Below are 21,789 nucleotides of genomic sequence, written 5' to 3'. Positions count from 1 at the left end.
AGGGCTATGATAAAATATTTGATTTTGACAGGTCAAGCTTGTTATGCTATACTAATCGTATACGTTAAGGAGGTGCCGCGATGTTGATGATTGGCGACAAAGTAGTTTACCCCATGCATGGAGCTGGGGTGATCGAAGCTGTCGAAGAACACGAAGTTCTCGGCCAGCGGCAGCTCTATTATATCCTCACAATGCCTTACGGCGGCATGAGGGTGATGATTCCGATGAAGAACGCCGACAATGTGGGCCTGCGCGGCGTGATCGACGAACCGGACGTAACGAAGGTGATCGATGTTCTCCGCACCGCGCCGGCGCAGACCAATGCCAACTGGAACCGGCGCTTCAACGCCAATCTGTCGAAGATCAAGAGCGGCAATATCTTTGAGGTGGCGGAGGTGGTTCGCAACCTCATGCTGCAAGACAGGATCAAAAAATTGTCCACCGGCGAGCGACGGCTTCTGGATACGGCCAAGCAGATTCTCGTCAGCGAACTCGTACTGGCCTGCAACAAGGACCTTTGCAGCGTGGAAGCCTGGATCGACGGCCTGTTTCTCGAAAATACGCCAGGCGACTGACGTATTTTTTTGTGAACGCGGGATAAACTAAAGTATATTTCCATTTTATGTATTTTACTGCTTGTCGGGAGGCCTATTGTCTTATATAATTTAATAGTGACCGAAAGGAGGTGAAATATTGCTTGATAAGGCACTAAGATTCGTAATCACAGTCCTTGCAGCTGTCGCCGGATTAGTTTTGGCTGATCGAATAATTCCGATCCTGGCCACCTTCGTCAATCCCGAATTCTTGCGCGTAGGCTTCTTCGGCATCACGATGGCGACCATCCTGTCCTTTGCGTTCGGCGCCGTTGCGGGCGGATTAATCGGTTACCTGCTGGCGCCCGTGATCATCAAGCGCTTGTGGCAGTTTACCTACTGGATGGAAGCCAGACTCAACAAGATGCCCGTGTATGATGTGATTGCCGGCTCTCTGGGTTTAGCCGTCGGACTTATAATTTCTAATTTGTTAGGTTCCGCGTTTCTGCCGATTCCCATCGTGGGCAAGTACGTTCCCGGCATTGTCAGTATTGTCCTCGGGTATATCGGCATCAACGTCGCCATCCGCAAGCGGGAGGAACTTTTTGGCCTGATTTCCATGGTTCCGTGGCTGGCCAAGGACAAAGCGAAAGACAAGGCGACGAATATCGCCCAGTACAAGATTCTCGACACCAGCGTCATCATCGACGGACGGATCGCCGACATCTGCAAGAGCGGGTTCATCGAAGGCACGCTGCTCATCCCCGGATTTGTTCTCGAGGAGTTGCAGCATATCGCTGATTCCTCCGATCTGCTGAAACGCAACCGCGGTCGCCGCGGGCTGGATATCCTCAACCGCATCCAAAAGGAGCTGGGGATGTACGTCCAGATCGACAACCGCGATTTCGACGATATCGCCGAAGTGGATTCCAAGCTGGTAAAACTCGGCCAAGTACTTAAAGCCAAGATCCTGACGAACGACTACAACCTCAACAAGGTTGCCGAGCTTCAGGGCGTGCCGGTGCTCAACATCAACGAGCTGGCCAACGCGGTCAAACCGGTGGTGCTGCCGGGCGAGGAGATGGTCGTGCATGTCGTCAAGGACGGCAAGGAGTTCGGCCAGGGTGTGGCGTATCTCGACGACGGCACGATGATCGTGGTCGACGGCGGCAAGCGCCATATCGGCGAAACTATCGGCGTGCTGGTGACGTCTGTGCTGCAGACGGCCGCCGGGCGCATGATCTTCGCCAAACCGAAAGCGCTATAAAAGTATAATCCCGACGCAGCGACGGCCGTAAACCGCAACCGGTTTGCGGCCTTATTTTTTATGTCCGGGCGCGGATAATGGCGGGATATGGCCGGCTGCTGGAGGAAAAAGGCCGTGGCGGGCCGAAAAGAATAACATCCGGCTCCGTTAGGGAGGATAGGGTTATCCGTGTACTTGCTGGCAGGAATTCTGGCTTTGATTGCGGTTGCGTCGAACGCGTACCACGAACTCCAGGCCCACGACGGCAGCCTCATGGTTACGGTCATCAATTTAATCGCTATCGGCGGGCTGTGCATGCCCGCCTGGCGGGCTGTGCGCGAGCGGCGCAAATACCGGCGACAGCGCGAGGCCGCCGTGGCGCGGGCCAGGGAGAGCGACACCTCGCTCCAGACTCTTCTCGAACAGTTGCCGTGCTCGGTCGTGGCTCTCGACCCCTCGTTCACCGTCAGGCGGGTCAACAGGCAGGTGGAGAAAATGACCGGCTTCAGCGCCGCCGAGGTTCTTGGCCGTAAATGCTACGCCTTTTTCGGCTCCGGCCGGATCTGTGACAACTGCCCGGTGGAGCGCGCCCTGGCGACGGGCGAGGTTCAGCAGAATGTCAAGCAGGAAAGAACGGCGGCGGGGCAAGAGCTGTTCATTGAACAGACGGCCATTCCGATGGTCGGCAAGGGTGGCGAAATAAGGCACGTCCTCGAGATAGTTTTCGATGCCACCCGCAAGGTGACGCTGGAACGGGAAAACCGCGACGTTTTCGTTCAGACGGTAGGGGCTCTCGCCAGCCTGATCGACAGCCGCGACACCGCGACGGGCCGGCACTCGGTGGCGGTGCGGGATATCGCCCTGCGCATCGGTCGCCAGCTGGGCCTTTCTCCCGAAGTCATCGAAGAAATCTCCATCGCCGCCCTCCTGCACGATATCGGTAAGATCGGGGTGGCTGAGGCGATCCTCAACAAACCGGGGCGGCTGACTGAGGAGGAATACGCCGTAATCCGCCGCCACCCGGAGATCGGCTATAATACGCTGGCTGTCGTCAAGCCATTGGCCAAAATAGCCGGATACATATTGTCGCACCATGAACGCTTTGACGGGACAGGCTATCCTCACGGGCAGAAGGGGGAGGAGATCCCTCTGGTGGCGCGCATCCTGTGCGTCGCCGACGTATACGAGGCCATCACCGCCGACCGTGTTTACCGGCCGGCGATAAGCGTGCCGGAAGCCGTTAGGATAATGCACGCGGGCCGGGGAACCATGTTCGACCCGGCCGTGCTCGACGCTTTTTTCGCCGATCTCGGGCGAAGCAACGGCGAAGCGGCGGACGCCATCGCCAGCCTCGCCGCTCTTCCCGGAGAAAAGCCTGGGAGCGGGCGAGGGGATGCGGCGCACTGAGCGGGGTACGCCCGCAGATGCAGAAGGGGGACGAAACCTGTGGTGACGGCGGTTGTCGCCGCCGCCGGCAGCGGCCGGCGGATGGGAAAGGAAATGAATAAGGTCTTTCTGCCGCTGGCCGGCCGGCCGATCTTGGCCCGCAGCGTGGCGGCGGTGGCAGCCTGCCCGGAGGTCGCCGACCTGGTGGTCGTCGTCGCTCCCGGTGAGGAAGAGCAGGCCGCGGCGCTAATTGCGCCGCTGGCGCTCGCCAAGCCGTGGCGGGTGGTGGCCGGCGGCGCCGAAAGGCAGCATTCGGTAGCCAACGCGCTGGCTGCCATGCCGGACGCTGCCGATATCATCCTCATCCACGACGGCGCGCGGCCGCTCGTCGACGCCGAAACCATCAGCGCCGCTATCGCCGCCGCCCGCGAACATGGGGCGGCGGGCGTGGCGGTCCCGGTCAAGGATACGATCAAGACGGTCGACGAGAGTGGCTGCGTCGCCGCGACCCCCGACCGCAGCACCCTGTGGGCTATCCAGACCCCGCAGGTTTTCGCCGCTTCCCTGCTGCGCGAGGCCTACGCGCTGGCCGCCGCCGCCGGCGTGGTGGCCACCGACGACGCCGCGCTGGTGGAGAGGCTGGGGCAAAAGGTCAGGATCGTCCCCGGCAGCTATCGCAACATCAAGATAACGACCCCGGAGGATATGGTCATGGCGCAGGCTCTTTTGGGAAACGAGACCAAGGCTACGTCGCGGATCGGCATCGGCTACGACGTACACCGCCTGGTGGCGGGCCGCCCGCTTATCATCGGCGGCGTGGACATCCCGTACGAGAAGGGCCTCGAGGGTCATTCGGACGCCGACGTTCTCCTCCATGCCGTCAAGGACGCCCTGCTCGGTGCGGCTGCTTTAGGCGACATCGGCCGCCACTTCCCCGACACCGATCCCGCCTACAAGGGCGCCTCCAGCGTCAGGCTGCTGGCGGCGGTGGGCGAAAAGCTGGCCGCCGCCGGCTGGCGCGCCGCCAACATCGACGCTGTCGTTATCGCCGAGAAGCCCAAGCTCGCCCCTCACATCCCGGCCATGAACGCCAACATCGCCGCCGCCCTCGGGATCGACGCCGGCCGGGTCAACGTCAAAGCAACCACCACCGAGGGGTTGGGCTTCACCGGCCGCCGCGAAGGCATCGCCGCCCAGGCGGTCGCCGCGATCGAGCCGGCCGGGTAGCGGGCGCATAAAAACGGTAAGCTGGCGCATACTATGCACATTCCTTGCTTCGCGCGCATATATGGTTAGCGGGGGTGTGAAGTATGGCCAGGATCGCGGTTGTTTTTCTGCTGATATGCGCTCTGCTCATGCCGGCGGCTACGGCCAGCGCGGCGTTCAGCTTGAACGTCGCCGTCGGCCGCCAGGATGACGGCACTGTGACCGGCGAGCTGTGGTTCAACGACCGGGTGGTATGGCGCCTGCGGATAGCGAGCGACGGCGCCCAGCCTGTTTCGGGCCCCGCCGTCGGCAACACGACGGTGGTAGCGCCGGATGTGGAGGGCGGATTGTTCCTGCTCAAGGTCTATAACCAGTAATTTTGAGGCTGAATCAATGCAGGCCGTTGATAGGCCCCATCTGCGGCGTTGGTCCTCAGAGCGCTTGCTATCGTACGTCCGAGTACGCGTCGCGTCGCGCTCTTCCGGTCCGCCTTGCATCTGGGGCCTCTGAACGGCCTGGTACATTTCACGGGGAGAGCACTTGCCAGGCAAGTGCTGTTTCCATTTGTTTTGTCAACTTTGGTTTGCGTATTATTCCGATATGGATTAAAATACTAAAAGATAAGCGCGACTCTGGAGGGATTACATATGGATAAAGAACTTAGGGTGCGGTTCGCCCCCAGCCCGACCGGCCCTTTCCATATCGGCGGGGCCCGCTCGGCCCTGTTCAACTGGCTGCTAGCCCGCAAGGAAGGCGGCAAATTCATCCTCCGCATCGAGGACACCGACCTGGAGCGATCGACCAGGGAATCGGAGGAGAATATCAAGGAGGCGCTCCGCTGGCTCGGCATCGACTGGGACGAGGGCGTGGACGTGGGCGGCCCGTACGGCCCCTACCGCCAGACCGAGCGGCTCGGCCTTTACCGCGAATACACGGACAAGCTGCTGGCGGCCGGCCGCGCCTACCACTGTTACTGTAGCGAGGAAGAGCTCGAAGCCGAGCGGCAGGAGCTTACCGCCAAGGGCGAGACGCCCCGCTATCTCGGCCGCTGCCGCTCACTGACCGACGCCGACCGGGCGCGGTTCGCCGCCGAGGGCCGCAAAGCCACCGTGCGCTTCAAGGTACCGGAGAACAGGCAGATCATTTTCAACGACCTCGTGCGCGGCACCGTCAGCTTCGAGTCGAACGGCATCGGCGACTTCGTCATCGTCAAATCGGACGGCATCCCGGTTTATAACTACGCCGTCGTGCTTGACGACGCCCTTATGCGCGTCACCCATGTCATCCGCGCCGAGGAGCACCTCTCCAACACCCCGCGCCAGATCCTCGTTTACCAGGCCCTTGGGCTGCCTCTGCCCGAGTTCGGCCATATTTCGCTCATCCTCGGCAAAGACCGCACCAAAATGAGCAAGCGCCACGGCGCCACCTCGGTGGAGCAGTACCGTAACCTGGGCTATCTGCCCGGAGCGCTCGTCAATTTCCTCGCCCTGCTCGGCTGGGCGCCGGAAGGGGAGGAGGAGATTTTCAGCCGCGAGGAGCTGATCGAAAAATTCTCGCTCGACCGGGTGGCCAAGAACTCGGCCGTGTTCGACGTCGACAAGCTCAACTGGCTGAATGCCCACTACCTCCGCCAGGCCGGCCCGGCCGTCATCACCGAACTCGCCCTGCCCCACCTGGAGGCGGCCGGCTACATCGCCCTGCCGCTCAAGGACGAACAGCGGGTCTGGTTGGAGCAGGCGGTGGCCGTCGTCCAGGAGCATATCAGCTACGCCGCCCAGGCCGTCGACCATCTCGCCGTCTTTTTCAAGGACGAGGTGACGTTCGAAAGCGACGAAGCGCGGGCAATCCTGCGCGACGCCGACATTCCGCAGGTAATGGCCGCCTTCCGCGACCGGCTGACCGCCCTGCCGGCAATCGACGACGCCGCCGTGAAGGGTGTGCTCAAGGGGATCGTAAAGGAATTCAAGCTGGGCGGCAACAAGGTCTACATGCCTGTCCGCGTCGCCCTCACCGGCCAGGTCCACGGCCCCGACCTCATCCGCCTGATCGTGCTGCTGGGGCGGGAGCGGGTGCTGGCGAGAATGGAAAGTACTCTTGCCGCCGTTTAGCCCCCCATTGACAACGACGCTTGTCCCCCTCTATAATGTGAGTATCAGCAAAATATAATAATACCAATCATAATACTTGGAATTGCGAAGATCGGGAGAAGTAGGCGCACACCACCCGGCAGAGAGGTACCGTCACAGGCTGCGAGCGGTACCGGGCGCGGCGCGACCGAAATGCCCCCGTGAGCAGGACGGCGGAAAGATAGTATGCCGTCCCGGCCGCCGCCGTTACCGGAGCGAGAGGGGCGCCAAGCGCCCGAAGCAGAGTGGAACCACGGAACCACCGTCTCTGAGGAGGCGGTGGTTTTTTGTATTGCGGAGAGCGGTAAAGCGCTGTTGGTCCCGAGTCTGAATCCGCGGCTGCCGGTATTATTCTCGATGCAATCCTGACGCAAGAGAGGGGAACAATATGTTCGCACGCCTAAAAAAAGATATCCAGGCCGTGTTCGACCGCGACCCGGCCGCCCGGAGCGCGCTCGAAGTCGTGCTCTGCTATCCCGGTCTTCACGCCATCTGGGCCCACCGCCTCGCCCACAGCCTCTACGTGCGCGGCTGGGTGGTGCTGCCGCGCTTCATCTCCAACCTCGCCCGTTTCCTCACCGGCATCGAGATTCATCCCGGCGCCACGATCGGCGAGGGGCTGTTCATCGACCACGGCATGGGGGTGGTCATCGGCGAGACGGCCGAGATCGGCGACAACGTCACCCTCTACCAGGGAGTGACCCTCGGCGGCACCGGCAAGGAGAAGGGCAAGCGCCACCCCACCGTCGGCGACAATGTCGTCATCGCCACCGGGGCCAAGGTGCTCGGTTCGTTCACCGTCGGCGCGAATTCCAAGATCGGCGCCGGCTCGGTGGTGCTGAGCGCCGTGCCGCCCAATTCGACCGTCGTCGGCATCCCCGGCAAGGTGGTCGTCAAGGACGGCTGCAAGGTATTATCCGACGTGGCGGCGAATATAGACCTGAACCACGATAACCTCCCCGACCCGGAAGGCGAGATGCTGCTCTGCCTCCACCGCAACATGGCCCGGCTGGAGAAACGGGTGGCCCAGTTAGAAGAGGAGCTGAAGAACCGTGACCCTGAGAGTGTATAACAGTCTGACCAAGAAGAAGGAAGAATTCATCCCGGCGGAACCGGGCAAGGCAAAGATGTACGTCTGCGGCGTGACGCCCTACAACCATCCCCACATCGGCAACGCCCGTCCCTTCGTTACCTGGGACGTCATCCGCCGGTACCTGGAGCATAAGGACTACGCCGTCTACCATGTGCAGAACTTCACCGACGTGGACGACAAAATAATAAACGCCGCCAACGCCGAGGGCGTCACCTGGGACGTCATCGCCGACCGCTATATCAAGGCGTATTTCGAGGTCATGGATAAGCTCAACATCCGCCGTGCCCACCTTTACCCGACCGTGTCGGGACACATGGGCGAGATCGTCGCCATGGTCGAAAAGCTCGTCGCCGACGGCTACGCCTATGTCGTCGACGGCGACGTATACTACAGCGTCGAAAAGTTCACCGACTACGGCAAGCTGTCCGGGCGCAGCCTCGACGACATGAAGGCCGGGGCGCGGGTGGACGTGGACGAGCGCAAGAATCACCCGATGGATTTTGCCCTGTGGAAGAGCGCCAAGCCGGGCGAGCCCTCGTGGGAAAGCCCGTGGGGCCCCGGGCGTCCGGGTTGGCACATCGAGTGTTCGGCGATGTCGGCCAAATACCTCGGCCACGGCTTCGATTTCCACGGCGGCGGCAGCGACCTTGTCTTTCCCCACCACGAGAACGAGATCGCCCAGTCCGAGGCTTACGCCGGCGGCGGTCCCTTCGTGCGTTACTGGCTGCACAACGGCTTCATCACCGTCAATGAGGAGAAGATGTCCAAGTCGCTGGGCAACTTCTTCCTCGTCAAGGATATCCTCGCCCACTACCCGCCGGAGGTGCTCCGCTTCTTTATCCTCTCCACCCACTATCGCAGCCCGCTCAATTTCAGCGACGAGCAGCTGGCCGAGGCCGGCCGCGGCCTCGACAGGCTGCGCGCCGCGGTCGACAACATGAAGTACCTCGCCGGCACCACCGTCGCCCGCGGGGCGAGCGACGCGTCCCAGGCGCTGCTGGCGGCGGCCGCCCAAGCGCGCGCCGACTTCGACGCCGCCATGGACGACGATTTCAACACCGCCCTGGCGATAAGCGTGATGCACGGGCTGGCCAAGGAGATCAACATTTACTACAGCGCCGTCATGGCAGGGAAAGCGCCGGTTGCCGGCGAAGCAATAGCCTCAGTGCAGGCCACGTATTACGAGCTGGCCGACATCCTCGGCCTGCTGGTGGCCGAGCGAATGGGCGCGCCCGACGTTGTCGGCGGCTCGTCTGCCCAGGACAGCGCCGCCCCCGCCCTCCTCGACCTGATCGTCGAGATCCGCCAGGAGGCCCGCAAGAAAAAAGATTGGGCGACCGCCGACCGCATCCGCGACCGGCTGGGCGAGCTGGGCTACGTGATCGAGGATTCTCCCCAGGGAGCAAGGTGGAAGAAACGTGAAGTTTGACCAGTTTGAACTGCTGACCGCCAGGACCTTCGGCGACCTGGACGCGGACGGCGTTCCCAAGGCCCGCTTCGACGCCGCCGACGCCAGGGTCCTCCCTCCGCTGGTGCTCGCCTATATCGGCGACGCCTACTTCAATCTTTATGTGCGCACCAGGCTGCTGGCCTTCGAGCAGAGCCGCGTACGGGTGTTGCACGGCCACGGGGCGAGGATGGTGTCGGCGACGTTGCAGGCTCACGCGCTGCGGACGCTGGAGGGCGTGCTGAGTGAGGACGAGCTGGCGGTGGTGAAGCGGGGCCGCAACGCCAAATCGACGGTGCCGAAGAGCGCCTCGGTGGGCGATTATCGCGCCAGCACCGGGTTTGAGGCCCTGCTCGGTTACCTGTATCTTAGCGGCGACGAGGCCCGGCTGACGACGCTCGCCGGCGAGGCATTTGTCGTTATTTCCCGGAAATTATCGAATCCGGACGGAAATGGGGAAGAGAAATGAAGGTCAAACTTATCTGCCATACCCCCGACCCCGAACGCACGGTGGCCATGTCGGCCCGCCTCTGCTACTCGGCGGTCGGCGCCGAGCAGCTGGTCGAGAAGATGTCGCCCGACCAGGTGGCCAAGCTGGTCGACAAGATCGTCGAAATGGGGCACCTTTCGACCTTCGAGCACGTCAGCTTCACCTTCGCCGTCGAAGGCGTGTCGCGAGTGCTCACCCATCAACTCGTCCGTCACCGGATAGCCTCCTATTCGCAGCAGTCCCAGCGCTACGTCAAGGAGCACGATTTCGAGTACATAGTGCCGCCGTCGGTGGCGGCCAACCCGCAGGCGGCGGCCAGGTTCGCCGCCGTCATGGACCAGGTCCGCGCCGCCTATGATGAGCTCGCCGCCCTCGGCGTGCACCAGGAGGACGCCCGCTACGTGCTGGCCAACGCCACCGAGACCAAGATCGTCGTCACCATGAACGCCCGCTCGCTGCTGCATTTCTTCGAGCTGCGCTGCTGCGCGCGCGCTCAGTGGGAGATCCGCCGCCTGGCCGACGCCATGCTGGTCGAGGTCCGTAAGGTCGCGCCGCACCTATTCCGCAAGGCGGGGCCGACCTGCGTGACGCAGGGTCTCTGCGGCGAAGGCGATCTAACCTGCGGGCGGCTTGACTCGCTCAATAAACAGGGGGGCCGTTGATAAGCCCCCATCTGCGGCGTTGCTCCTCAGATGCTAGCTTGCGTACGTTCCGAGTACGCGGCGCTTCGCATCTTCCGGTGCGCCTTGCATCTGGGAGCTTCTGAACGGCCCGCATAATTCGGGAATAGCCGGGGGAATCCCCGGTTTCTTTGTAAGTGTCCGACTATTACTTATAAACACCCGCCCATCGGGCAAATAATAAAAGGCCGCCTTGTTGCGGCCGGAGGGGTCTGAGGAAATGAGCGAAGAATTCGTCGCCGGGCGAAACAGCGTTCTCGAAGCGCTAAAGAGCGGCCGGCCGATCAATAAGGTGCTGGTGGCCAGAGGCGAGCGGCAGGGCTCGCTGCGGGAGATAGCCGGCCAGGCCAAGGCCAGGGGGCTGGTTGTCCAGGAGGTGGACGCCGCCAAGCTGGCCGAGCTGACCGGCGGCATGCGCCACCAGGGCGTGGTCGCCATGGTGCCGCCGGTGGCTTACGCCGAGGTCGAGGACATCCTCGCCAAGGCCCGCGATCTTGGGGAACCGCCCTTCATCGTTCTCCTCGACGAACTGGAGGACCCCCACAACCTTGGCGCCATCCTCCGCACCGCCGACGCCGCCGGCGCCCATGGCGTCCTTATCCCCAAACGGCGCAGCGCACCCCTGTCGGCGGCGGTCGCCAAGACCTCGGCCGGGGCGGTCGAGTACGTGCCTGTCGCGAGGATCGGCAATGTCGTTCAGGCCATCGAGGCCCTCAAGAAGGAGGGCCTGTGGGTCGTCGGCGCGGACATGGCTGGCGACCGGCCGTATTACCGGGCGGACCTCAAGGGCCCCGTGCTGGTGGTGGTGGGTGGCGAAGGGCGCGGTCTCAGCCGGCTTGCCAAGGAGGCGTGCGATTTTCTCGTTAGCATCCCGATGAAGGGGCGGATCACGTCGCTGAACGCTTCGGTGGCGTGCTCGCTATTGATGTACGAAGTCTATCGACAAAGGGAGTCTTGAATTAAGTGACGCGGAAATCCCGCTTGGCCGCAGCAACCGCAATTATCGTCTTCGCCCTTGCCGCCGTTTTGGTGCGTCCGCTTGTCGGCGGCGGGGTCTATGAGGGTGTGGCCGTGGAAGGCGTGGCCGTAGGCGGTCTCGGCCGGGACGAACTCGGGCAGCTTCTGGCGGCGTGGCGGCAGGAATACCATAGCCGCCATGTTGTCGTTTATTACGGCGATACCGCCTTCCGGCTCGACGCCGCCAGCATAGACTACGACCTCGATGTCGAAGCGACCGCCGAAGAGGCCTGGGCATACGGCCGCCGCGGCTCGTGGGGGGAGCGGTTGAAAAATATCGGCGCCGCCCGCCGGGAGGGCTATCGCATCCCGCTAAGGGTCAGGTATAATGAGAATAAACTGGCCGCGCTGCTCGAAGCGTGGCGGGAAGCCATCGACCGGCCGCCGCGCAACGCCGCCCTCAGTCTTGAGAAAGGCGGCATCGTGCCCCAGGAGCAGGGGCGCAGGCTCGACGTGGCGGCGGTCAAGCCGCTCGTCCTCAAGGCGCTGCACGCCGGCGACGCCAACCTGCCGCTGCCAGTAACGCCGCTGTATCCCGATGTCACCGTGGCCGACCTGCGCCAGACCGGCATCAAGGAGCTGTGGTCGTCGTTCACGACCGCCTTCGATCCGGCCGACGCCAACCGCACCGCCAACATTCGCCTGTCGGCCCGCCGCATCAACGGCCACATCGTCTATCCCGGAGAGACATTTTCCTTCAACCAGGTGGTGGGGCCGCGTGACCGGGAGCACGGCTTCAAGGAGGCGCTGGAGATCGTGGACGGGGAATTCGTCCCCGGCATCGGCGGCGGTGTGTGCCAGGTGTCGTCCACCCTGTACAACGCCGTGCTGCTCGCCAACCTGACGGTCGTCGAGCGGTCCAACCATTCCAAGCCGCTCGGTTATGTCGGCCTTGGGCGTGATGCGACCGTCGTGTTCGGGGCGCTGGACTTCAAATTCGCCAACAATACCGGTTCGCCGGTCGTTATTATGGCCGAAACGGCCAAGAACAGGCTGACCGTCGGTATCGTCGGTCGCGAGCCGCTGGCGGTGGCGGTCGAACTGCTGTCCGCCGACCGCCAGGTCATTCCGCCAGCGGTGGTCAAGAAGCAGGACCCCGGTCTATTCCTGGGCGAGACCAAGGTGGACAAGCAGGGCAAGCCCGGCTACGAGGTGACCACCCTGAGAGTGGTGAGCGCGGGCGGTCGGGAGCTTAAGCGCGAAGTGCTGACCAAGGACCGTTACCAGCCGGAGAACACGATCGTCAAGGTGGGCACGAAGCTGCCGCCTTTCGTCCAGGAGAAAATCGACCAGGTCCAGGGGAAAAACTAAGCGCGGAGGAAGCGGATTTGGCTGACATCATGCTGGTGGACGGCTACAACGTGCTCGGGGCCTGGCCGGAGCTCGCGGCGGTGAAGGAAGAAAGCCTCGAGCACGCCCGGGCGAAATTAATGGACATTCTTGCGAGCTATGGCGCATATAAAGATTATAGGGTTGTCATCGTATTCGACGCCCATGCCGTGTCCGGGACCGCGAGCAGGAGCGAGACTCTGCCAGGCGGCGCGGAGGTGGTATTCACCGCCGAGGGTGAGACGGCCGACAGCTATATAGAAAGACTAACTTATCAACTGGTTCGCTCCGGCCAGGGGGTTTACGTCGTAACCTCCGACCGGGACCAGCAGTTCGCCGTCCTCGGTTCGGGGGCGTGGCGGATATCGGCCCGTGAACTGCGCCTGAGCGTGTTGGCCGCCGAAAAGGAGGTCCGCGCGGGGTATACGGAGGCCGACCGTCAGCACCGACGGCAGGAGCTCGGCGGGCGGGTCGACGAGGAAGTCAGAAAGCGCCTTGACGCCTTGCGCCGCGGGCTCTGAGGCCCTTCGGCGCCCAAGAATAGCTTGACTAAGTGGCGGGTGTGGGTTATAATTCTGTTTGAAAGTGGCATGTACAATCGATTGTGGCACTAAGTTATTTAGTGCGTTTTCTTTTTACGGCCGGCAAGTTGAAGAGTGGGGGCGATGTGATGCGGGCTAATACCCAACGCGATCTGTACGGTTGTTTCGAAAACATGACAGACGAAGAAATTGTAATCGACGCAAAAGACAACGACAACACGGTCGCTCTGGAGTATTTGATCAACAAATACCGCAATTTCGTCCGGGCTAAGGCCAGATCGTACTTCCTCATCGGCGCCGACCGGGAGGACATCATCCAGGAAGGCATGATCGGGCTCTACAAGGCCATCAGGGATTTTCGCAATGACAAGCTTTCCTCTTTCCGCGCCTTTGCCGAGCTGTGCGTAACCCGCCAGATAATTACCGCCATCAAGACCGCCACCCGACAGAAGCACATCCCGCTGAACTCTTATGTCTCCCTTAATAAGCCGATATACGACGAGGACTCCGACCGCACCCTGCTGGACGTGCTTTCCGGGTCGAAGATTTCCGACCCCGAGGAGTTGGTCATCAGCCGCGAGGAATTCGTCGATATCGAGGAAAAGATGGGCGAAATCCTCAGCGATCTCGAATGGAAAGTGCTCATGTCCTATCTGGACGGCAAATCCTACCAGGAGATCGCGGTCGAGCTCGACCGGCACGTCAAGTCGATCGACAACGCACTGCAGCGTGTGAAACGCAAGCTGGAACGCTACCTTGACAACCGCGCCGACGACAGCGAAGTCGGCAGCATGTACAAGGGACTGGCCAACTTGAACAAGGAACTGCAGGGCGAGCTGGACGACCTGGATGCTATCGACGACTGAGGCAGAAAAAAACGACACCAGACGGTGTCGTTTTTTGGTTTGCCTAGATCAGTCTTCCTTGGATTCGCAGCCGCTGTCCTTCTTCTGGCCGTATTCGCTGATGTAGTCGCGCAGGTCGGCCGGCGAACCGGAGTAATTCTGCCAGAAGTCGTCGCCTTCCACCACCACCCAGTTTTCGTCGGGACGGATGGCCGCCTCGCGGTCGTCGTCGGCGCTGAACTGCTTGACTACCAGCACCGGCGTGTTTTTGTAAGTGATGACGAGGCCCTTGGAGGCCAGCAGGTTGATGAGGTAATCGTACGGGCTTTCGGTGTTGAGCCAGAAGCACTTGCCGCACATGTACTCGCCGTTTTTGAAATAGACGTCGCGGACAGACCGCCCGCAGCCGCAGGTGAATTTTTGCATCAGGTTCGCTCCCTTCGGTCAAAATAGGGCCAAATTGATTATAACACACTTGTCCGCTCGCCGGCCGATAAACCGGCGTTGCCTACATAGGAGAATGTTATCGCCGTCACATACTTTGGTTATGATAGCGGAGGGACAGGCATTGGAATTTATCATCAAAACGCCTGAGGGTGAGCCGGCCGCGGTGGCCGAAATAACGCCGGAAATCATCGCCAAGCAGCGGGTCGGGTCGCGGATCGAGTTCAAGGCGCCTCACGACCTGACGGTCGAATTCGCGGGCGGCGCCTGCGTCGTCGATGATATTGACCTGATAGTGTATATTGTGCCCGACGAGTTCTTCTGTTATCGTGGCGACGACTATGTTCTCAAGTTCGTGATGGCCTGCCGGAGCGTGCTCATCGACCACCGGCCGCCGCTCGGAGCGGTCAACGCGCGGGCGATCATTTCCGTCGCCGAGTAGTTTTTTGTCAATTCGGGCAGGATTTTGCCTCGAGTTGCCGAATATGACTAGTGCAAATTTCGCGGGGCGAGGGGGCCGTGCCATGCCGGTAGCAATACAGATGGTTGTAGACTACGTCCAGGAACTGAAGGATTCGCAAGAACGCCTCGTACTGATAGTGGGCAGGCCGGGCAGCGGCAAGAGCAAGATCATGCGCGAACTCGGGCTTAACCGGGGCTGGCGCTATGTCGATTGTCGCGAACTGGTGACCGACGAACTGCTGGAGCTTGTGCCCAAGGCGCGGCCGCGCGAGGCGCCGGGCATCATGGACAAGATGCTGGAGCGTGAGCGCGCGGATGTTATCCTGTTGGACAATATCCAGGTGCTTTTCACCCCAATTCTGAATCTCGAGCCGCTGGAGCTGCTGCGCCAGCTTAGCAGGAAGCATTCCATCGTCGCCGCCTGGCCGGGCGATTACGTCGACAGCCGGCTGGGGTACATGGAGCCGGGGCTGCCGGAGCCCAAACGCTACCCCGTGACCGAGCTGAAGGTTATCGAGATCGGCTGACCACCCTGACATTTACCCTGACAAAAGCAGGCAAAATGCCTGACTGATATTCTGACGGCATATCTGACAGCGACGCCGGTTGTTCATAGAACAACCGGCGTATATTTTTTTCAGGATTATCGAAAATTATTTTCATCCGCCGGCAGGAGTTTTTTAAAATAAATAGAATAATTATTAATAAATAATAATTATAAATTAAAGGAGGAATACATATGTCAGCCAAGGTAGGTCAGAAAGCTCCCGACTTCGCTATGCCGACAACCAGGAATCTTGAGGCGCTCGACCATGTAGCCAAGCTGTCCGATTATCAAGGAAAGTGGCTGGTGCTGTTCTTTTATCCGCTCGATTTCACGTTCGTATGCCCGACCGAGATCCGCGGCTTCAATTCCCGCCTCGCCGAGTTCCGGGCCGCGGGGGCGGAAATCCTGGGGGTGAGCGTGGACAGCGTCTACAGCCACCGGGCGTGGGTGAAGAGCTCGCCGGAGGAGGGCGGCCTCGGCGGTCTTGACTACCCGCTGGCGTCCGACATCACGAAGGAGGTGGCCCGCCGCTACGGGGTGCTGGTGGAGGAGGAGGGCATCGCGCTGCGCGGCCTGTTCATCATCGATCCCGAGGGGATGCTGCGTTATTCGGTGGTGAGCGATCTCAACGTCGGCCGCAGCGTGGACGAGACGCTCAGGGTTCTGCAGGCGCTGCAGAGCGGGGGGATGTGTCCCATTGATTGGCATCCCGGCGACCGTACCTTGTAATCGCGGCCGTTGATAAACGTCGCCTAGCTTTGTTGCCGGGACTTCCGCGATCCTCAACGTACTTTCGTGTACGCCTCCGGTCGCGAAAGCCCCGGCGCCTCGCTAGTCTCGTTTCTGAACGGCCTTTGACTTCTATGGGGGCTGTTTTAAGAGGACGGTTCTTGCCGTCCTCTTTTTCGTTTGTTCGGGGCTGCGGGCGGTTACACTATCTTTACGGGAGGTATGCACGTGGGTGAACTCGGTTCGATCGCTTTCACCGTGTTGGCGACGATGGCGGTGCTGGTCGCCGTCTGGCTGGTGGCCGGCAAGCGGCAGATGGCCGATCTTACGCCGGTGGATTTCGCGCTGTCGATTACCGCCGGGACGGTGGCCGGGGCCAGCATCGCCGACCCGCGCATCAGCCTCGGCCACGCGCTGGTCGCCCTGGTGCTGCTGGGGGCGATCCAGGTTGCGGTCAGCATGATAAGCCTGAAGTTCCGGGGCGTGTATACGCGACTGAATTATGCGCCGACGGTGGTGGTGGAAGATGGGCAGATCATCAAGGCGAATCTCAAGGGAGCGAGGCTGACGGCCGAGATGCTGCTGCAGCTTTTGCGCGAGAAAGAGGTTTTCGATATCACCGAGGTGGAGCTGGCGGTTTTCGAGCCGACCGGCAAGCTGAGCGTGCTGAAAAAGGCGGAGTATCTGCCGCTGACCGCCAGCCAGCTGGGATATAAGGTGGCGTCCAACCGGGTGCTGGTGCCGGTGGTGGTGGAAGGCGAGCTGCAGGCGAAGACCTTGGCGAAGATGGGGTTTTCGGCCGAACAGATCGAAGACTTCCGCGACCGGCACGGCGAGCGGCTGGAAGAGGTTTTTATCGCGCTGATGGACCGGGAGGGGAAGATTCATGTCATCCGCGAGGATGTGGCCGAGAACGGCTCCTTTCTGCACTGAGCGGAGGAAACGGGCTGGCGGGCGGCGAAGGGAGGGGAGAGGTGACGGAGTTTGACGAAAAAGCAGCGTTTTAATTTCTGCCCCAAGTGCGGCGGGGCGCTGGCCCTTCAGCCCCGCAGGGAGCGGGAGCGGCTGACGTGTTCGGCCTGCGGTTATGTCATGTACGAGAATCCGGTCGTCGGCGTGGCGGCGATCGTGCTGGACGGAGGGAAGATCCTGCTCGGCCGCCGGGCGGGCTGGTCGACTTACCCGGGACTGTGGTGCATACCATGCGGGTATGTGGAATATGATGAGGATGTGTACGCGGCGATCAGGCGCGAATTCAGCGAGGAGACGGGATTGACAATTGAGGTGGACGGGGTTTTCACGGTGTTGTCGAACTGGCATAACCCCGAGGCGCATACTGTCGGCATCTGGTTTCGGGCCCGGCCGACGGGCGGCCGGCTGGCGGCAGGGGACGACCTTGACGCGGTTGGGTACTTCCCGCTGGAGGCGCCGCCGCCGCTGGCCTTCCCGACGGACGCGGCGGTCATCGATATGCTGAAACGCTTGCATTCGGCCGACGGAGGGATATAATGTATATTAGTGTGTCTGAACAGCGGGGGGAAATAATCTTTGAATGAGTACCTGATCGCAATTATCATCGGCATCGTTGAGGGGCTGACCGAGTTTCTGCCCGTTTCGTCCACCGGGCATATGATCCTGACCGGATCGCTGCTGGGTTACGAGGGGGAGAAGGCCAGCGTTTTCATGGTGTTCATCCAGTTGGGGGCCATCCTGTCGGTTTTCATCCTGTATCGCGACAAGTTCCTGCGGATGATGGACCTCAGGCGCCTTACCAGCACCGACGGGCTGTCGGCCTGGCATGTGGCCGCCGGCATCGTGCCGGTGGGAGCGGTGGGCTACCTGCTCCACAAGCCGATCAAGATGTACCTGTTTTCCGATTTAACGGTCATTATCGGGCTGGTGGCGGGGGCGGTGCTGATGCTGGTCGCCGAGAAGGCCGCCAGGCGGCCGGTGGTCCGCGACGTAGAGGATATGACTGTCAGGCAGGCTTTTTTCGTGGGCCTGTTCCAGATATTGTCGCTGTGGCCGGGCTTTTCACGGTCGGGATCGACGATCGCCGGCGGGTTGCTGTTCGGCATGAGCCGCACGGCGGCGGCCGAGTTTTCGTTTATTATCGCTGTGCCGTTGATGCTGATGGCGTGCGTGTACGACCTGCTGAAAATCCTGGACAGGCTCAGCGGCGACGATCTGGCGATGATCGCCGTCGGTTTCGTGGTGTCGTTCGTCGTCGCCTATATCTCGATCGTGTGGTTCCTGCGTTTCCTGAACAGGTCGACGCTGGCGTCGTTCGCTTATTATCGCTTCGTGCTGGCGGCCGTGTCGTACTGGTATTTCTTTATGCGTTGAGCGGCCGGACCCCGGGGGAGTAACTGATGGCATTCGATATGGTGAGTATAGCGAAGGCGGCGATCGCGGCGCGGCGGGATTCCGCGCTCCGCGGGGCTGGCGGCCGCAGGGGCGCGCTCGGGGGCGGGGCGGACGAGCTTGCCGTGAGGACGGGCGCGGGCGATACGCGGGTGCTCGTGTACAGGCCAGTGAGACAGGTGCAGGAGCCTCTGCCGGTGTTTGTGAGCATGCACGGCGGCGGGTTTGTGATGGGCAGCGCCGCGGACGACGATGGATGGTGCCGCAGGCTCGCCGACGCGGCGGGATGCGCGGTGGTCAGCGTGGATTACCGGTTGGCGCCGGAGCACAAGTTCCCGGTGGCGCTGGAGGAGTGCTACGCTGTCGCGAGGTGGCTGTGCGCCAATGCGGCCGGGCTGGGCGTGGACGCCGGGCGGATTGCCGTGGGCGGCCACAGCGCGGGCGGCAACCTGGCGGCGGGGCTATGCCTGCTGGCGAAAGAGCGGCGGGAGTTTTCCATCGTGTATCAGGTGCTGGATTATCCGCCACTCGATCTGACGGTCGACCCTTATGAGGTGGTGACCGGTGACAAGCTGCTGACGCCGGCGACGCGGGAGTTTTTCACCGCCTGCTATGTGAATTCCCCGGAAGATAAGCGCAATCCGCTGCTTTCGCCGCTCTTAGCCGACGATCTTTCAGGACTGCCGCCGGCGCTGGTGATCACGGCGGAACTGGACCCGATCCGGGGCGACGGGGAGCGGTACGCGGCGCGCCTTAAGGCGGCGGGGGTGGAGGTCGCTTACCGGGAGTTTGCCGGCTGCATGCACGCTTTCACTCACTTTGGACCGCAGGAGGCGGCGCTGGCGGCGTGGGACCTGATCGCGGACAAGCTCCGCGAAGCGTTCGCGAGGGGATAAAAAAGAGACCGTCTGAAGCTACTGCTTTAGACGGTCTTTATCGTTCCTGGGCACAATGTTAGTGCTGCGGGCGAAAGCCGCATCGCCGCTCGCGTGGCTGCGGCTGAACGCGCCGTAGGCTCGGGCCGACACAGCCGTACCGTCGCCAACGGCGCAGCACGCCTGCTTTCCCCGACGCCTCCGGCCTTCCCTTGACAGCCGGGATTGGCTAGAAGGCACCAGATGCAAGGCGCACCGGAGGCTGACACCACCGTTTCCTCCGCGACGATGTTTAGATGCGTTGTTTGCACAGGATCGGTTTAACAGCATCGTGCGTACACGAACGTACGCTGAGGATGGCAGCCGAGGAGCAACGCCGCAGATGGGGCCTTATCGCCAATCCCCCTGAACTTTACTCTACAGTAACTCGGAGATCGACGGCGCGGTCTTCTTTGTCGGTATCCGGTATAATCTGGAGCTGACCTTTGCCGGCTTTGACGGCGGTGAATACGACTTTGCCGTGCTGGTCGGTTTCCTGTTTCATGATGTCGCCGATGAAGTATTTGCCGGCGGATTTGAAGCGGGTGTTTTTGGTGAGGCCGGCGGCGGGCTGGAGGACGAGTTTTTCGCCGACTTTCAGCACGAGGTCGTTGCCGGAAAGCTGTACTTTGTCGGTGTCGTTGTAGTTGTAGACGACTTTGACTTCCCTGGCGCCGGTCGACGGTCCGGAGGGCACGGACGGCGTGGACGGGGAGTCGGTTTGGGTGAGGTTGACGCAGCCGCCGAGAAGCAGGGTTCCCGATAGCAGAAGCACGGCGAAGAAGCTGGCCGCTTTTTTGGTGCGCATGGTGTTCATCGAGACCTCCTGTCTTTATTTATTATTTGCCACGTACTATTAAACGACGCCGGCGGGGGAATGGTAACGGAGCGGGGACTGGAAAAATACGGCGAGGGCCGGATCCGGAGGAGGAAAAAGGCGGTTATCGACGAAACTTGTTTAATTGGCTTTTGGGGGTATTATAAAAGCATTGAGGGAGGATGACAGACAATGCAGCAGGAGATTTTCGCTGACGGGATCAGCGCCATCCACATAACCGGAAATCTTGTCCGCATCGATTTTGTGACGGTGCAGCCTCAACTGGCGAGCGACAACGGCCAGCCGGTCATGGACGTCAGCAGCAGGATAATCATGCCGCTGGAGGGCTTTGTGAGATCGCTGACGGTCCATGAGGACATCGTCAATCAGTTGATGGCGGCGGGTGTTATCACCAGGACGCCGCCGGAAGAACTGGGCACGATGTAGCGCAATATATATGATAAAGGCTGCTCCAAACGGAGCAGCCTTTATGTTTCCGGGGTGAGAGCGGCCCGGCTCTATAAGCGAAATAGGGACTAGCCAAGGTTGCCGAGAAGGCTTCAGATGCAAGGCGCACCGGAGGCTGACACCGGAAGCGTACACGAACGTACGCTGAGGATGGCAGTCGAGGAGCAACGCAGCAGATGGGGCCTTATCGGCAGCCGACGAGGGTGGCGATGCTGGGGGCGGCGTTTGGCCCGTACGGGCCGCCGTGGTAGCAGAGGACGCGGTCGATGTCGTAGGCGGCGAGTTTTTTGAGCGAGGTGAGGGCTGTCGGCATGTCGGGGGTGTGCTCGGGAGCGGGGCCGACGAGGGCGCCGTCGACGACGCGGAGTTGGTCGCCGGCGATGAGGAGGCGGCGGTTTTTGAGGTAGAGGCAGAGGTTGCCGGGCGTGTGGCCGGGCGTGTGGATGACTTCGAGGCCGCCGTGGAAGGGGAGGAGCTCGCCGTCTACGAGGGCGCGGTGCACGGGGGAGACGGGGAGGGCGGCAAAGACGGCGGCCGCCTTGGGCTGTGCCTCGGGCGGGAGGGCGGCGATGCGGGCGGCGATTTTTTCGGGGGTGAGTTTGTAGTTGGGCAGGGCGCCTTCGATGTAGGGTTTTTCGAGGCGGTGGGCGCAGACGGTGATGCCTTCGCCGGCGGCGAGGATGTCGGGCAGGGCGCCGGTGTGGTCCCAGTCCTGGTGGGTGAGGATGACGCGGCGGAGCTGGCGGAAGGGGACGCCGGCGCGTTCGACAGCCTGCCGGAGGAGGGGGAAAAGACCGGGGACGCCGGCGTCGACGAGGGTGGCGCCGTCGGTTGCGTCCCAGAGGAGGACGGGGTGGATGGTGATGCTGGTGCCGAACATGTCGGCGTCGAGGGCCAGGTCGTGGATGCGGACGGTGTCGGTCATTGGGCGCGGGACGTGGTCCCGCCGTCACCTCCTGAATTGGGATTTCAGGATAATTATACCATGCGGCAGGCGGCGTTTTCGAGGGCCGACCGGCTTATTTCCGGCGGCGGAACGGGGAAGATTATGGCGGGGGGATGAGGCAGGTATCGGGGCGGCGGGTGTCAAAGGTTGTATTGTAT

At 61.7% G+C, this 21,789-nt stretch carries 25 protein-coding genes; 22 read left to right on the top strand and 3 right to left on the bottom strand.

The features are described 5' to 3' along the window. Window positions 1–80: 80 nt before the first annotated feature. From Q4T40_15920 to sigH, 14 genes are all read left to right on the top strand, one after another. A complete protein-coding gene (locus tag Q4T40_15920) occupies window positions 81–575 on the top strand; it encodes a CarD family transcriptional regulator (protein MDT8902732.1) in 495 nt (164 codons plus the stop codon). Between the two features lie 118 nt (window positions 576–693). Further along, complete coding sequence (locus tag Q4T40_15915; GenBank protein MDT8902731.1) at window positions 694–1,800, top strand: PIN/TRAM domain-containing protein; 1,107 nt, start codon at window positions 694–696, stop codon at window positions 1,798–1,800. A gap of 168 nt (window positions 1,801–1,968) precedes the next feature. Next, window positions 1,969–3,186, top strand: coding sequence for an HD domain-containing phosphohydrolase (locus tag Q4T40_15910; GenBank protein MDT8902730.1), 1,218 nt, complete (start codon window positions 1,969–1,971; stop codon window positions 3,184–3,186). A gap of 39 nt (window positions 3,187–3,225) precedes the next feature. Beyond that, window positions 3,226–4,392 carry a 2-C-methyl-D-erythritol 4-phosphate cytidylyltransferase gene (gene ispD, locus Q4T40_15905; GenBank protein ID MDT8902729.1) on the top strand — a complete coding sequence of 389 codons (1,167 nt, stop codon included), beginning with the start codon at window positions 3,226–3,228 and terminating at the stop codon, window positions 4,390–4,392. 83 nt (window positions 4,393–4,475) lie between these two features. Continuing rightward, window positions 4,476–4,748 carry a hypothetical protein gene (locus Q4T40_15900; protein ID MDT8902728.1) on the top strand — a complete coding sequence of 91 codons (273 nt, stop codon included), beginning with the start codon at window positions 4,476–4,478 and terminating at the stop codon, window positions 4,746–4,748. Window positions 4,749–5,018: 270 nt separating this feature from the next. Then, window positions 5,019–6,479 carry a glutamate--tRNA ligase gene (gltX, locus tag Q4T40_15895; protein ID MDT8902727.1) on the top strand — a complete coding sequence of 487 codons (1,461 nt, stop codon included), beginning with the start codon at window positions 5,019–5,021 and terminating at the stop codon, window positions 6,477–6,479. Between the two features lie 406 nt (window positions 6,480–6,885). Next, window positions 6,886–7,569: a serine O-acetyltransferase gene (gene cysE, locus Q4T40_15890; GenBank protein MDT8902726.1), complete on the top strand. Its 684-nt coding sequence runs from the start codon at window positions 6,886–6,888 to the stop codon at window positions 7,567–7,569. After that, window positions 7,550–9,019, top strand: coding sequence for a cysteine--tRNA ligase (cysS, locus tag Q4T40_15885; GenBank protein MDT8902725.1), 1,470 nt, complete (start codon window positions 7,550–7,552; stop codon window positions 9,017–9,019). The genes cysE and cysS overlap by 20 nt, the downstream gene beginning before the upstream one ends. Further along, a complete protein-coding gene (locus Q4T40_15880; protein ID MDT8902724.1) occupies window positions 9,009–9,506 on the top strand; it encodes a ribonuclease III domain-containing protein in 498 nt (165 codons plus the stop codon). Before cysS ends, Q4T40_15880 begins: the two co-directional genes overlap by 11 nt. Beyond that, window positions 9,503–10,189 (top strand): FAD-dependent thymidylate synthase, encoded by a 687-nt coding sequence (gene thyX / locus Q4T40_15875; GenBank protein ID MDT8902723.1) that lies wholly within the window; start codon window positions 9,503–9,505, stop codon window positions 10,187–10,189. Before Q4T40_15880 ends, thyX begins: the two co-directional genes overlap by 4 nt. Before the next feature lie 238 nt (window positions 10,190–10,427). Further along, window positions 10,428–11,165 (top strand): 23S rRNA (guanosine(2251)-2'-O)-methyltransferase RlmB, encoded by a 738-nt coding sequence (rlmB, locus tag Q4T40_15870; protein MDT8902722.1) that lies wholly within the window; start codon window positions 10,428–10,430, stop codon window positions 11,163–11,165. A gap of 5 nt (window positions 11,166–11,170) precedes the next feature. Further along, the gene (locus tag Q4T40_15865; GenBank protein ID MDT8902721.1) at window positions 11,171–12,535 is read left to right on the top strand and encodes a VanW family protein; all 1,365 of its coding nucleotides are present in this window, start codon (window positions 11,171–11,173) and stop codon (window positions 12,533–12,535) included. A gap of 17 nt (window positions 12,536–12,552) precedes the next feature. Further along, window positions 12,553–13,074 (top strand): NYN domain-containing protein, encoded by a 522-nt coding sequence (locus Q4T40_15860; GenBank protein MDT8902720.1) that lies wholly within the window; start codon window positions 12,553–12,555, stop codon window positions 13,072–13,074. A gap of 149 nt (window positions 13,075–13,223) precedes the next feature. Continuing rightward, entirely contained in the window at window positions 13,224–13,961 is a 738-nt protein-coding gene (gene sigH, locus Q4T40_15855) for an RNA polymerase sporulation sigma factor SigH (protein MDT8902719.1), read from the top strand. A 48-nt stretch (window positions 13,962–14,009) separates the two neighbouring features. On the opposite strand, the gene Q4T40_15850 is transcribed toward sigH, so the two are convergent. Further along, window positions 14,010–14,366, bottom strand: a complete 357-nt coding sequence (locus Q4T40_15850) for a hypothetical protein (GenBank protein ID MDT8902718.1) — start codon at window positions 14,364–14,366, stop codon at window positions 14,010–14,012. A 142-nt stretch (window positions 14,367–14,508) separates the two neighbouring features. Between Q4T40_15850 and Q4T40_15845 the strand changes: the two genes are divergently transcribed. The 7 genes from Q4T40_15845 to Q4T40_15815 all read left to right on the top strand — a co-directional run bounded on the left by Q4T40_15845 (window position 14,509) and on the right by Q4T40_15815 (window position 19,382). Then, the gene (locus Q4T40_15845) at window positions 14,509–14,826 is read left to right on the top strand and encodes a hypothetical protein (protein MDT8902717.1); all 318 of its coding nucleotides are present in this window, start codon (window positions 14,509–14,511) and stop codon (window positions 14,824–14,826) included. An 82-nt stretch (window positions 14,827–14,908) separates the two neighbouring features. Beyond that, entirely contained in the window at window positions 14,909–15,373 is a 465-nt protein-coding gene (gene brxF, locus Q4T40_15840) for a BREX-3 system P-loop-containing protein BrxF (protein MDT8902716.1), read from the top strand. A gap of 212 nt (window positions 15,374–15,585) precedes the next feature. After that, window positions 15,586–16,122, top strand: coding sequence for a peroxiredoxin (locus Q4T40_15835; GenBank protein MDT8902715.1), 537 nt, complete (start codon window positions 15,586–15,588; stop codon window positions 16,120–16,122). Between the two features lie 228 nt (window positions 16,123–16,350). Next, complete coding sequence (locus Q4T40_15830; GenBank protein ID MDT8902714.1) at window positions 16,351–17,055, top strand: DUF421 domain-containing protein; 705 nt, start codon at window positions 16,351–16,353, stop codon at window positions 17,053–17,055. A 51-nt stretch (window positions 17,056–17,106) separates the two neighbouring features. After that, on the top strand, window positions 17,107–17,631 hold the full coding sequence (locus tag Q4T40_15825) for an NUDIX hydrolase (protein MDT8902713.1): 525 nt from the start codon (window positions 17,107–17,109) through the stop codon (window positions 17,629–17,631). A 39-nt stretch (window positions 17,632–17,670) separates the two neighbouring features. After that, window positions 17,671–18,468: an undecaprenyl-diphosphate phosphatase gene (locus Q4T40_15820; protein MDT8902712.1), complete on the top strand. Its 798-nt coding sequence runs from the start codon at window positions 17,671–17,673 to the stop codon at window positions 18,466–18,468. 26 nt (window positions 18,469–18,494) lie between these two features. Then, window positions 18,495–19,382 (top strand): alpha/beta hydrolase, encoded by an 888-nt coding sequence (locus Q4T40_15815; GenBank protein MDT8902711.1) that lies wholly within the window; start codon window positions 18,495–18,497, stop codon window positions 19,380–19,382. 391 nt (window positions 19,383–19,773) lie between these two features. On the opposite strand, the gene Q4T40_15810 is transcribed toward Q4T40_15815, so the two are convergent. Further along, entirely contained in the window at window positions 19,774–20,217 is a 444-nt protein-coding gene (locus tag Q4T40_15810) for a hypothetical protein (protein MDT8902710.1), read from the bottom strand. A 192-nt stretch (window positions 20,218–20,409) separates the two neighbouring features. Between Q4T40_15810 and Q4T40_15805 the strand changes: the two genes are divergently transcribed. Then, on the top strand, window positions 20,410–20,664 hold the full coding sequence (locus Q4T40_15805) for a hypothetical protein (protein MDT8902709.1): 255 nt from the start codon (window positions 20,410–20,412) through the stop codon (window positions 20,662–20,664). Between the two features lie 205 nt (window positions 20,665–20,869). Here Q4T40_15805 and Q4T40_15800 read toward each other — a convergent pair whose 3' ends face one another. Then, window positions 20,870–21,610 (bottom strand): MBL fold metallo-hydrolase, encoded by a 741-nt coding sequence (locus tag Q4T40_15800; protein ID MDT8902708.1) that lies wholly within the window; start codon window positions 21,608–21,610, stop codon window positions 20,870–20,872. Between the last annotated feature and the right edge of the window lie 179 nt (window positions 21,611–21,789).

The sequence above is a fragment of the Selenomonadales bacterium 4137-cl genome, from assembly GCA_032334055.1.
Taxonomy (GTDB): domain Bacteria; phylum Bacillota; class Negativicutes; order Sporomusales; family UBA7701; genus Anaeroselena; species Anaeroselena agilis.
The sequence above is the reverse complement of the archived record's forward strand: the minus strand, read 5'-3'. Positions and strand labels throughout refer to the sequence as shown.